Genomic DNA, 11,983 nt, shown 5'->3' on the forward strand with positions numbered 1-11,983 from the left:
AATTGTATACGCAGGATCAATTCCAATGGATACGGATCTGCTGCGAATAGGGCGATATGGCAAGGCGGCGCTCGGTCATCTGTCTGATATGCTTTATGGCCGGGATGTGACAGCTGCTTCGGGTCTGATTTGTACGCCTTCTCCCTCCGGTCTGTCTGTTACAATCGGGGCAGGGTCCATCACAGCATCTGGGACTATGGATGCTGCATTTCTGGGGGGCGCCGGCGGGGGATATGGAGCGGATGCAACCCCTACAACTTGCCAGTATTCAAGTGATGAGGATGTAACGGTTTCTGTTCCAGGAACTGGCGCGACATATACGGTTTTCGCTCTTTGTACCGAACAGGATGTCGATCAGACTGTCCTCCCGTTTTTCAATGCCTCAAACCCCTCCCAGACGCAGGCGGGCATGAATAACGACGGAAATGCCTTGCCAACGCGGAGACAGGCAGGTCTTTCTTTTGTTGTTTCGACAGATACACCAGCTGTGCCGCCCGGTGGCGCAATTGTTGGGCTATATACTTTGAATGTGCCTCAGGGAGCCACGTCTCTTGCTGGCGTACAGCCGCAGGCAGGGAAGGTTTTTTGGCCAACAATTCCTGAATTGGCAACGCAGACTTTGCTGCGTGCCGCTATGCAGCCTCTACAGCTTGTCACAGCCAATGCATCAGTTTCCATTCCAGTTTGGGCGTCCCGTGTGGAATTACGTGTTGTGGGCGGCGGCGGCGGGGGCGCATCGTCTAATTCCATGACACTGAATGGATCATTTTCAGGTGGCGGCGGTGGCAGTGGGGGAGATGCCTCAGGGATTTATGACGTCAGCCTCGCAACTGGTAGCGCACTGAATGTGACAGTTGGCGCAGGGGGCGGATCGGAGCAGACGGGCGGCACCTCCCTTGTCAGTTACAATGGGCAAACATTGCTACAGGCTGGTGGAGGGCAGGGTGGCTATTTTTATAGCGCCATGGGCTCTGCAGGTGGTGAAGGTGGCGTAGCGTCAGGCGGCACCGTCTGGAATCAGACTGGGACTTCGGGAGGAGATGGCCAAACGAATTCCAGTACCTTTGCAGGTTATGGCGGTAGCGGCCCATGGGGCGGCGGCGGTCGGTGCGGAAACGAAGGAGGGCGCAATGGCACCCATTTTGGTGCCGGCGGCGGGGGCTCTTATTCTACACCTGCAGATGGAACGCACTCGCCGGGCGGCGCTGGTTATTCCGGGTGTGTTATGTACCGTTTTCTGCCGTAAGGCAGGTGAGGGGACCTCAAATGGGGGTTCCCCTCGTTACGTAGACTCAGTTCAATGAAATTTCGCCGTCCACCATATTGCGCGGCGGCATGTCTTTTTTCAGATTCACAACGTCCTCTCGGCTGACAGCAGGTGCGTTGTTGCCCCATGCATCACGGATGAATGTTGTGACATCTGCAATCTGCTGATCGCTAAGGCGATGCATGAAATCCGGCATCGTAAAGGCAGAAGGGGCTGTCTCGGTCTTGGGTAATGTTGCCCCACTCTGAATGATGTGAACGAGCGATGCCGGATTTTCTCCCATGACAACAGGGTTACCCGCAAGCGGCGGAAAGACGGCAGGATATCCCTTGCCGTCTGTTCTGTGGCAGGCTGCACAATTATCGATATAGACTTTGGCACCTCGCGCGGAAACATCTGCTCTACGCAGAGCATTGGTGGATGCGGGGTCATAGACCCAGTTTTTCTGCGTTTTGTCGTAAGGCTGGAGAGTGCGCAGATATTTGGCCATCGCAAGAAGATCTGCGGCAGAAAGATGCTGCGTGCCATGAACAATGGCAGACGTCATGGCACCAAAACTTTCTCCCTGCATGTTTCGTCCGGTTTTAAGAAACGCGATGATGTCCTCTTCGCTCCATCGACCTAGGCCAGTCCGATTTTCCTGACGAAGAGAGGTTGGGACCCATCCATCGACGGCTACTCCGCCTGACAGAAAGGCCTCGCTATCGGCTGCTGTAAGAGCTTTTTCCTGCATTGCAAGGCCACGTGGCGAGTGACAGGCTCCACAATGTGCTGGACCTTCCACCAGATAAGCTCCGCGGGCGATTTGTGGATCTGTAAATGCCTGAAGCGTCTTGGCTTGAGCCTTGACTGGAGCAGGGGAGAACATCCAGCGCCAGAATGTCAGCGGCCAACGCATGGAAAGTGGCCAGCGAATACCATTTTCCGGTGTTGCGACGGATGATGCCTCAACACCGTCGTGGAAATAAGTGTAAAGCGCGTGGACGTCATGATCTGTCAGGCGGGCATAGGATGGATAGGGCATTGCGGGATAAAGTGTTGCACCATCTCGGCGGATGCCTTCTCGCAGGGCTTTCCCAAACTCGGCCTCTGAATATTTTCCGATCCCATGCTCCATATCGGGGGTAATGTTCGTGGAATGAACTGTACCGATCGGAAGAGAAAACGATACTCCTCCAGAATATTCCGGTTTCCCATGAATTGAATGGCAGGCTGCGCAATCAGAAGCGGCGGCAAGATAGCGGCCCTCTTCGATCAGGGCAGATTTCTCATCATTGGCTGAGGCATCGTAACTGAAAAACAGGACGCTGCTGGTGAAGGCCAGAAAAGGAAAAAATTTCATGCCTTCACCAATGGACCAGGAGATTTCAGATAGGTTGTACGGATGTGGTAGGCCGCCCAATATGCCAGGGCCGCGACTGTGCCTGTGGGGTTATATCCCATCCCTTGCGGAAAAGCATTGGAGCCGATCACAAACACGTTCGAAACATCCCAGCTTTGAAGATAGCGGTTGAGCGCGCTTGTCTTGGAATCTGTCCCCATAACTGCGCCGCCGCCGAGATGAGTGGTTTGATAGTGACGCGTGTCAAAAGGTTGGCCAGCATTGAGATGAACGAGATTGGTCTTCGTGGCGCCCATGGCTTTTGCCAGTGGTTCGATCTTGCTGACAACGTACTGGTTCATGCGGATATCGTTATCTTTCCACGTGAAGGTCATGCGAAGCAATGGCAGGCCGTAGGCGTCTTTCCATGTCGGGTCTAGGTCTAGATAAACATCTCGATAGGCCATGTTGCTGCCATGGGCATCCACCCCGATAGAGTGCTTATAACTGTCGATGAGAGCGCCTTTATACGCTGAGCCCCATCGTGGTGTGCCCCCGCCGCCTGTCCCGATGGCTGCGGCAATGGGTTTCGTTCCGGCCTGATTGACCCACACCGGAGACCCCCCGATGAAGCCAAGCGGGCCATGATCAAAATTCATGCTGTTGAAGTCATCAAATGCGACACCAACGCCGCCTGCACCAATGAATTGGTTGGTATATTTGGACGGTGGTAGCCATATGCGCGATGACGTAATGGTCTGGTAAACGAAGTTGCGCCCAACTGTGCCTGTGTTCTGAACAGGATCATACGGTTTTCCGATGCCCGAGAGGAGCATCAGATGGACGTTATGAAACTGAAACGCACTCAGAATGACGAGGTCAGCGGAGAGGGAAACTTCTTTCTGCGTTTTCGTCTCCAGATACGTGACACCGGTTGCTTTGCTCTTGGTGCTGTCCAAGTCGACACGAAGAACGTGTGCATCAGAAATAAGAGTGAACCGAGGGTCTTGCCGGAGCGCAGGCAGAACATTCACGTTCGGAGACGCTTTTGAGTAGAGGTAGCAGTCATATCCGCTGCAATACCCGCAAAAATTGCAGGGCCCCATCTGGCAGCCATACGGGTTCGTATACTGGCGGGATGCATTGGCTGCGGGCAGGGAATAGGGATGATAGCCTACCTGGGATGCCGCATCCCGAAAGGTAGAGGCTGTGAAGGTATCTTTCATGGCCGGGAGCGGGAAATTATCCGATCGGTCTCCATCAAAGATATTACCGTTTCCGACAATTTTGCCGTTGACCCGATAGGCTTCGCCAGATGTTCCAAAAACCTTTTCGGCCTTGTCGAAAAAAGGTTCCAGCTCCGCATAGGTCACGCCGTAGTCCTGAAGGTTCATGTCCTCAGGAATGAACTTCTCGCCGTAACGCTCTACTACTGAACTACGAAGCCTGAGATCTTCTGGCGAAGCGCGAAAATGGACGCCTGACCAGTGTAGCCCCGCCCCCCCAACGCCTTCGCCCGGCAGAAATGCTGCTAATTGACGATAGGGCAATGCAGTTTGATCAATGGTATTGCGGACCGTGACTGTCGTCTGGGAGAGGTTTTGGAAGAGGCGTTTGCGAATTGCCCCCCGCAGTTCATCGATGGATTCCGGGTAAGCGCCTTCTACGGGCGTCGTACGCTCGGAGCCGCGTTCCAGCATGATGACCGACAGTCCGGCTTCGGTCAGTTCTTTTGCCATGATCGCACCAGCCCAGCCAGCTCCGACCACGATGGCATCTACGTGTTTTTTTGTCATGATTTAAGCCCCTCAGGCCGTTTCACCTGAGATGGAAACCGGGCCAAACGGATAGGCTGCGCCGTCCTGATTGACCCAGTCCATGAAATCGGCCCGAGCACCCGGGAAGCCCAGCATCAGCCACCCGCCCAGCCCTCTGTTGCCCCCATAAAGAGGATCAGAAAATACACCCTCAAGGGTATTGGTTCGGAGTTGCTCGAAGAAAACCCGGCCAGGAATATCTCCCAACGAGACAGAGCCGCCCTCCAGTGCCGTCAGAATAGCGTCCTGCTCTGCCACAGGAAGATCCGGGAAGGATTTTCCATGTTGCTGGCGGGTATACGCGTCCAGTCCCTGAAGGCCTTTGCGATACAAATCGCGTGGCACAAACGGTAGCTGATAACCGAGATTAGCCGGGCCCTGTACGAAAGGGGCTGACATATACCAGTTGTCTCCCTGCGCGTAGGGCGTTTCCATCTGACGATCTATGAACTCTGCAACACCCAAGGCGCGCGCACCTGGTCCATGCTGATCCTGTGGAAAAAGCCGTTCCGTAGCGGATTCCAGCAGGCGGTACTCGTCAGGTGTGAAGAAGGAAGGGTGGTATGGCTGTTTGGATTCTTCAGCCAGGGCTTCAGCCCAGTGGGCATGGCCCCCAACCATCCAGAAGGATGTGGACCCAAGCAGGCCTTTGACAAAACTGCGGCGAAGAGGGCGGGTCACGGTCGGTTCCGTCGAAGGCACACTGTTCTCCAGCATAAGGGTAGGGTCATATTCGGAAAACAAACATATCCGGAATAAAAGATATCAGACCCCCCATAGGACGGGTGGAGGTCGCAATGCCAGAGAACTTTCGATCATCATTTAGCGATGAGCGCTATTTATCCTGCTGAAGCGCTCGCTTTCCCATTGGATGGAAGTTGCAGAACACCTGCAGGAGGAGATTTCTGCTTCGGTGCAGCAGTTACAGGGGGTGTGCTGTCATCGCCTGCGCCCGTCGGGAAAATTGCATCGGGAATGCTGGGCTGAACGGGGGCGGCAACGCTTGGCGTGCTTGTAACTACGGCTGGAACGTCCTGTGTGACAGGCGTTGCGGGAGCAACTGATGCGCTACTGCCTGGTCCATCAAGAGCCTGTTGCTTCACGCCGCCATCAACCAGAGGGTTCCCCACCGCATCCGTCATCCAGCTCATGAGTTTTTTACGGACCTGAAACTCAAGCTCAACATTCATGTCCTGCATCATCTGATTGGTCAGGGCATAAAGAGAGGCGCGGGATGTAGCGCTTTTAGTGCCCGTGTCGAGCTTACGGCTGATCCGTGCATGGATATATCCCGTATGCAGATTTCCCGCATCGGCAATATTCAGCTGCACATCCAAGGCGCCTGAGATCGCATTCTCGCCCTCTGAAGAAATGTAGGCCTGTTTAATGATGAATGCTGCCTGACCCTGCTGTCCACTGGCAACCAGTCGTTGGTTAGCCATTTGTTTCAGGGCCTGATCGGGGGGCGTAGGGGCTTTCGAACTCAGGGAACCTGGGGATGGAACAGCTTCATCCTGAATGTTGATTGTCGCCACATTCAGGTGCAACTGCGACAAATAGCTGTAGTCTGCGGGAGGGAATGTCTGCGCTGGCTCATCATCTGCACAACCCGCAAGACCAAGTGATAATCCCAGAGCGACTGCCCCGAACCAGTACCGTACACCCATCACGCTATTCCCCATGATCTTTATTGGTCGTCGCGGCCCAATAGGCTCTTGAAACGCCCGAACAGCCCCTTCTTGTGCGGTGACTGTAATACCGGAGGCGGCTCCAACGGAAGCTCCGGCAAAAAAGACCGACGTTGAACAGGCTCTGATTCCCGAATTTCCGTCACTTCCGGACTGTTATCAGAAGGCTTTTCTGGCTCAGGATCAGTCGGTTTCACAACCGCCGCAGCCGGAGCCGCCTGAGGAACGCGGGGCGTCCGTAGCGAAGACGCCTGACCGACACCAAAATCTTCCGGAAGGAAAGGACGTGCAGCTCTGATGACATCGGCATGTCCGGAATGTCGTGCAAACCATTCTAAAATCCAGCCAGGAATCAACGGTCCTGACGGGTCGTCGCTAATCAGGAGTGGGCCTCTGGGATAGTAGAATGATGGACGGTTTCCCGGTGTTGCTTCGTTCCACACAAGGTAGAAAACTGAATTTTCCAGTGCATCGTGGAAGCGATAAGCAGTTGCTGTGCCCAGCTTCATTTCAATCTGCGCCCGTACAGGCATTGCAGAAAACGGAGAGGACACGACCAGAACGTCCGTTCCTCTGCGAGCTGAAAGAAGCGCTTTCATCCGCCCTTCAGCCACGGGCTTCCCATCAGGGCAGGTCAGGGATTCGCCGCTGTCCGCATGTCCGGCAGCAATGAAAATTGCATGGGGCGCATGTCGTCCCAGCCAGAGGCCCGACAGCTCCCGAAAAACTGTTGAAGGAAGGTCAGTTCTGAAAGAGGTGGCATCGTCCCGGATGTCACCACCAAGAACGCCTTCCGCCAGTGGCCAGAATACCGGGTCCATGCCCGTCAGAAGGCGATTTTGCACATCCGGGCGAAGCGCCATGACATGGCTGCCCTTGTAGGCTCCATCCTCAATCCACCAGCAAGCCTGTCGCCCGCTATCCTCATCCTGAAAGAGAATAACTTCGAACTGGCCAACAACCGGGTGGCGCTCCAAAGCTATCCAACCTGGATAAAGCTGTTCGACGGGAAGGCCGTCGATCCTGATTCCGTCGAGCAGTGGACGCGTCATGCAGGTTTTTCTCCAAGCTCATCACGGGTGAAACGGAAGCCGACATTGCAGAACTCACAGTTCATCGTGATGGCACCGTTTTCCACCATGTGATCCAGATCGTCTTCGCCAAAGCGCTCCAGAACTGAGGCAAGTCGTGCCCGGGAGCAACGGCAGCCGTAAGCCAGAGCGCGTGGTGTAGCAATCTGAACGTCTAACGTCCCGAACAGACGATGGATCAGATCACCACTTTCGAGTGTTTCGTCAAAAATTTCCTGGTCTCGCAATGTTTCGGCAAACGTGCAGGCCGTTTCCCAGGCATCCTCAGCCTGAGCAGCATTCTCGATGCCGCCTTCATCTGCGATCCGTTCTAGCACCAGGGCACTGGCGCTCCAGCCGTCAACCGTCTTGAGGCAGAACAGCCGGATCCAGCAGTCATGCTGTTCGCTGGTCTGAAAATAGTGGACGGCCATCTCAGAGAGAGTTTCACCCGTCAGCTCCACGATACCCTGATGGCGGTCCATATCCGCCCCCTGGTCGATCGTGAAGGCGAGGTAGCCGTTACCAAGCAACTCTTTGGGGGATGTCGGTAGCGCTGCAGGGTCAGCATCTTCCGCAAGCCGGGCCGTAAAACGCAGGTCGCCTGTGTCTGTGGCATCAGCTAGCAGCATGGAGACTGGGCCGTCTCCCTTGATCTGAAGGGAGAAAGATCCCTTGAATTTCAAGGCAGACGCCATGCCCGCAACCAATGCAAGAGCCTGCCCACCCATGGTCAGGACAGCATCCGGGAGATCATGCCGTGACAGGATGGCGTCTGCCAGTGCTCCCAGTCGAATCAGGCGTCCACGGACGGGAGACTGTGCCAGATGAAATGGCACAATCCCCCCTGAAACAACCATGTTCGGGACGTTGGGGCGTCCCCTGTCAAGGAATGGCGGTGTATCGATCACCCGTTCTCTCTTCCAAGAGCCCAGAGAAGCAGGCCCTTTTGTGTATGAAGGCGGTTTTCCGCCTCGTCAAAAACAACAGACGCCGGGCTTTCGAACACCTCGGCAGTCACTTCTTCCCCGATATGGGCAGGCAGGCAGTGAAGGAACAGGGCATCGGGTGCAGCTTTTGCCATAAGGGCTGCATCCACCTGGTACGGACGGAAAGCAGAAAGACGCTGATCGCGATCCTTGTCCCCCATGCTGACCCAAGTGTCTGTCAGAACAGCATCTGCGCCTACGACAGCCTCGGCAGGGTTCTGGAAGACTTCGATGGAGGCACCGTTCTGACGTGCCCAGGCAACAGCACGTTCACTGGGCGCGAAACCCTCTGGCGTTGCCAGACGAACATTGAATTTGAGCAGAGCTGCCGCTTCCATCAGGGAAGTGGCTACGTTGTTGCCGTCCCCAATCCACGCAAGCGTCTTTCCCGCAATCGGGCCACGATGCTCTTCAAATGTCAGCACGTCTGCCAGAATCTGAATAGGATGGGAGACCGGCGTCAGACCGTTAATGACCGGAACCGTGCTCCACTTTGCCAGTTCGCGCAGGTTCTCGTCCGTGCCCGTTCGCAGAACAATTACGTCCAGAAAGCGCGACAGAACGCGCGCCGTGTCTGCAATGGTTTCCCCGCGGCCAAGCTGCATATCGCCCGGCGACAGGACAGACACCTGGCCACCCAACTGCCCCATACCCACTTCGAATGAAACACGTGTACGGGTGGAAGGCTGTGCCAGCATCAGTCCGAGCGTACGCCCTTCAAGAGGACGGTCCGGATGTAGCGGATTTTTACGATTATTCTGGAGTGCCTTGATGCGGGCCGACAGATCAATGATCTGTCGGATTACGTCGCTGCTGAAATCGCGAATATCAAGAAAATGCCGTGGCATCTGCTGGTCCGTTCCTGCTGTCCGGGGGGCAATTGCCAGACTCACGACACGTTCTCCTGTTCTTTCTTATGGGCTGCTACATATGCTTCGGCAGCTTCGATCAATTTCTTGCAGGCTTCCTGGCAGTCTTCTTCCGTCACGATCAACGGAGGCACCAGACGCAGCACATTATCGCCCGCACCAACGGTCAGAAGCCCTGCGGCCGTTACGAGTGGCATCACCTCTCCAACAGGCGGAACGCAGTGCAGACCACGCATCAGACCCATGCCGCGGACATCGTCAAAAACGCCTGGTGAACGCTTCACGACATCCCGCAGCATGCCGTCGAAGGCCTCTCCAACCGCGCAGACATGCGCCAGAAAGCCGGGGCTGAGAACTTCTTCCAGAACTGTCGTTCCTGCGGCACAAGCCAAGGGATTGCCGCCAAACGTCGTTCCGTGAGAACCGGGTGTCAGATGTTTGGCCAGCTCTTCCGTTGCGAGAACAGCCCCGAGCGGGAAGCCGCCACCAATGCCTTTGGCAATGGAAATGACGTCCGGCTTGATGCCATACCACTCATGTGCAAACAGCTTTCCTGTTCGGCCAACACCGGTCTGGACTTCGTCGAAGCCAAGATAGATGCCGTGCTCGTCACAGACTGCGCGCAAGGCCTTCATGAAGACTTCGGACGCTGGCTTAATGCCGCTTTCACCCTGGATGGGCTCCACGATAATACCGGCAGTTTCCGGCGTAATAGCTGCGCGCAGCGTGTTGGTATTGTTGAACGGCGCATGATCGAACCCTTCAACGACAGGCCCAAACCCCTTTTGGTAGGCAGGATTTCCGGTCGCAGAAATCATGGCCAATGTCCGACCGTGAAACGCGCCATCAAAGCAAAGAATGCGCGTACGCTCGGGATGGCCGTTCTCGAACTGCGCCCGACGGATCATCTTCACCATGCCCTCGTTCGCTTCAGCGCCCGAGTTGCAGAACAGCACAGAGTCCGCGAATGAGTTCTTTACCAGAAGATCCGCCAGCTTTTCAGCCTGCGGAATACGGTAAAGGTTCGAGACATGCATGACCTTCGCGGCCTGATCCGCAATGGTCTTCACCAGCTTCGGGTGGCCGTGGCCCAGCGAAGAGACGGCAATGCCAGCCCCGAAATCCAGATATCGTCGCCCGTCCGATGCCGTCAGCCAGACGCCTTCGCCCTGCTCGAAAGCAAGGTCGGCACGTTTGTAATTGGGCATGAGGGAGGAGATCATGATGATCGTCGATCCTGGATCAGGGTGAATGAAAGCTGCAGAATCGGAAAACCCTGCCCCGGTCGCCCGGGGCAGGGCCAAAGATTCCGCAGACACATACTGTGCGGCAGAAATGCGATCCGTCAAACCCCTTGCGGGGAAAGAACGGTTGTCAGGCGCGCCTGTAAACCAGATCCCGCGCCAGCCAGCATCCGACCTTCACCGTGTTGACGCCTGAAGAATCCCGTTCGAACAGCAGCGTCCAGTCGCCCGGCGCCGTGTGATCAAGCGCCCGAGGGCACGGCAAAACCCAGACGTCCCGTGCCAGCCTTTGAAGCGGTTCCATCCGGCCATTGCCCAGAAAGCCTGAGAAACCGCCATAGACCACGCCACCTGCCAGTTCGATGGTGACTTCCGCCTCATCCAGCTCCTCACAGCGATAAACGCCTTCAAGTGCTTCGATGTCTTCACCGGCAGTTTCGTCACAGGCGGTGAGAATGCCCACGCGGTTTTCGCCCGGCCGCTCCATCCGGATTTCGTCTCCCTGACGAACAATCTGGACGCTCGGTGTTTCAGCCCGCGAGGCGGAAACACCTTCCAGCATTTCCGGTACCATCAGATATCGAAGCTTGGCTCCGCCGGGAGCGGGCTCGATTCGCGCGGATAGCCCGGTCTCTCGCTCAATGAAGGTGCCGTACAATTCATGAGGCGGCTGTGTTGTCCGATCCGGCTCGTAGGGAACACCCAGTGCTGCTGCCAGAATCTGTCCCGCTGCAACCTGTGCAGGCGACATATGATTGAACATCACAACAACAGACAGGCGCTCAGATGCGACGTGCAGTCTGTGGGACCGCCAGCCCCTAAGCGCGCCACCATGCATCGTCACATCACGTCCGAAAAGTGATGTCCGTTGCAGCCCAAATCCGTAAGGTGCGGCTTCACCATCGCGGAAGGTCACCGGCGTTGTCAGGCGGTTGTAAAGCCCGTCAGGATCATCGCGCGTCGCATCGATGAAGCGCTCCCAGGCAATCATGTCATCCAGTGATGCGCCCAGACCTGCATCCCCGGTCCACCAGATGTTATTGACAGCTGGGCGGAAACCGCTCTCCACGGTTCCTTCATATCCAACAGTCCCGTCCGGCATGGCGCGGGTTTCGGCAGCCAGAATGGCCCGTTCCATGCCCACGGGATTGAAAATGGACGTCTGAAGCAGTTCAGCAAAATTCCGTCCTGTTCTGTCTTCCAGAATGTCAGACAGCAGGCGGAAGTTCTGGTTCACATAGGAGTAAGACGTACCGGGCTGGAACTGGAGTGTACGCGTACCATCAATAACACGACGTCCTTCCCGATCCCCGAAAAATCCTTCGACTGGTGCGCCATGCAACATCGCCACGGCCCAGTAGTCACGCAGGCCTGACTGGTTGTGTGCAAGGTGAAGCGCGCCTGGCGCGGGCTCATCCAGTTGCGGCAACCGGTCGTCCACATCTCCATCCAGTTCCGCCGGGTCCTGGAAAAGATCCAGCAATACGCCGCAGGTGAACTGCTTCGTGATGGAGCACATGCGGAACAGGGAAGACGGGGTGAACGGCAGGCGCCGCTCCGCATTGGCGTAGCCCCATGTGTGACGGACAAGAACCTCGCCATCTTTCACGACAGCCACAGCCCCACCGGGGCCAGGAAAACGGACAGGAAGGGCGGAGACAGCCGCCTCGAGGCGGGCTGAAAGAGAGTCGCTCATGGGTCGAATGATGACCCTATCC

The 11,983-nt window shown here is 56.2% G+C and carries 10 protein-coding genes; 1 reads left to right on the forward strand and 9 read right to left on the reverse strand.

Annotation, left to right across the window (positions count from 1 at the left end; genetic code table 11):
* Positions 1–25: 25 nt before the first annotated feature.
* Positions 26–1,246, forward strand: coding sequence for a hypothetical protein (locus KP707_RS13130; protein WP_249203006.1), 1,221 nt, complete (start codon positions 26–28; stop codon positions 1,244–1,246).
* A gap of 46 nt (positions 1,247–1,292) precedes the next feature.
* Here KP707_RS13130 and KP707_RS13135 read toward each other — a convergent pair whose 3' ends face one another.
* From KP707_RS13135 to KP707_RS13175, 9 genes are all read right to left on the reverse strand, one after another.
* Entirely contained in the window at positions 1,293–2,609 is a 1,317-nt protein-coding gene (locus KP707_RS13135) for a cytochrome c (protein WP_211503391.1), read from the reverse strand.
* Positions 2,606–4,384 carry a GMC family oxidoreductase gene (locus KP707_RS13140; protein WP_064274256.1) on the reverse strand — a complete coding sequence of 593 codons (1,779 nt, stop codon included), beginning with the start codon at positions 4,382–4,384 and terminating at the stop codon, positions 2,606–2,608. The genes KP707_RS13135 and KP707_RS13140 overlap by 4 nt, the downstream gene beginning before the upstream one ends.
* 12 nt (positions 4,385–4,396) lie before the next feature.
* Positions 4,397–5,122, reverse strand: coding sequence for a gluconate 2-dehydrogenase subunit 3 family protein (locus KP707_RS13145; protein WP_080951425.1), 726 nt, complete (start codon positions 5,120–5,122; stop codon positions 4,397–4,399).
* Positions 5,123–5,244: 122 nt separating this feature from the next.
* Positions 5,245–6,072: a hypothetical protein gene (locus KP707_RS13150; RefSeq protein WP_211503392.1), complete on the reverse strand. Its 828-nt coding sequence runs from the start codon at positions 6,070–6,072 to the stop codon at positions 5,245–5,247.
* A gap of 20 nt (positions 6,073–6,092) precedes the next feature.
* Positions 6,093–7,145, reverse strand: coding sequence for a hypothetical protein (locus KP707_RS13155; protein ID WP_211503393.1), 1,053 nt, complete (start codon positions 7,143–7,145; stop codon positions 6,093–6,095).
* Entirely contained in the window at positions 7,142–8,023 is an 882-nt protein-coding gene (locus KP707_RS13160; protein WP_211497217.1) for an Hsp33 family molecular chaperone HslO, read from the reverse strand. The genes KP707_RS13155 and KP707_RS13160 overlap by 4 nt, the downstream gene beginning before the upstream one ends.
* Before the next feature lie 47 nt (positions 8,024–8,070).
* The gene (gene argF / locus KP707_RS13165) at positions 8,071–9,000 is read right to left on the reverse strand and encodes an ornithine carbamoyltransferase (protein ID WP_211503439.1); all 930 of its coding nucleotides are present in this window, start codon (positions 8,998–9,000) and stop codon (positions 8,071–8,073) included.
* Between the two features lie 41 nt (positions 9,001–9,041).
* Positions 9,042–10,244 (reverse strand): aspartate aminotransferase family protein, encoded by a 1,203-nt coding sequence (locus KP707_RS13170; protein WP_086633147.1) that lies wholly within the window; start codon positions 10,242–10,244, stop codon positions 9,042–9,044.
* Between the two features lie 151 nt (positions 10,245–10,395).
* Positions 10,396–11,961, reverse strand: a complete 1,566-nt coding sequence (locus tag KP707_RS13175; protein ID WP_211503394.1) for a D-aminopeptidase — start codon at positions 11,959–11,961, stop codon at positions 10,396–10,398.
* Between the last annotated feature and the right edge of the window lie 22 nt (positions 11,962–11,983).

This window comes from Gluconobacter sp. P5E10, assembly GCF_018812145.1.
Taxonomy (GTDB): domain Bacteria; phylum Pseudomonadota; class Alphaproteobacteria; order Acetobacterales; family Acetobacteraceae; genus Gluconobacter; species Gluconobacter cerinus.

Coding starts and splice junctions, on each gene's coding strand:
- argF (WP_211503439.1), bottom strand. CDS start 9,000: ATGCCACGGCATTTTCTTGATATTCGCGATTTCAGCAGCGACGTAATC.
- KP707_RS13145 (WP_080951425.1), bottom strand. CDS start 5,122: ATGCTGGAGAACAGTGTGCCTTCGACGGAACCGACCGTGACCCGCCCT.
- KP707_RS13170 (WP_086633147.1), bottom strand. CDS start 10,244: ATGATCTCCTCCCTCATGCCCAATTACAAACGTGCCGACCTTGCTTTC.
- KP707_RS13130 (WP_249203006.1), top strand. CDS start 26: ATGGATACGGATCTGCTGCGAATAGGGCGATATGGCAAGGCGGCGCTC.
- KP707_RS13175 (WP_211503394.1), bottom strand. CDS start 11,961: ATGAGCGACTCTCTTTCAGCCCGCCTCGAGGCGGCTGTCTCCGCCCTT.
- KP707_RS13140 (WP_064274256.1), bottom strand. CDS start 4,384: ATGACAAAAAAACACGTAGATGCCATCGTGGTCGGAGCTGGCTGGGCT.
- KP707_RS13160 (WP_211497217.1), bottom strand. CDS start 8,023: ATGGTTGTTTCAGGGGGGATTGTGCCATTTCATCTGGCACAGTCTCCC.
- KP707_RS13135 (WP_211503391.1), bottom strand. CDS start 2,609: ATGAAATTTTTTCCTTTTCTGGCCTTCACCAGCAGCGTCCTGTTTTTC.
- KP707_RS13150 (WP_211503392.1), bottom strand. CDS start 6,072: ATGGGTGTACGGTACTGGTTCGGGGCAGTCGCTCTGGGATTATCACTT.
- KP707_RS13155 (WP_211503393.1), bottom strand. CDS start 7,145: ATGACGCGTCCACTGCTCGACGGAATCAGGATCGACGGCCTTCCCGTC.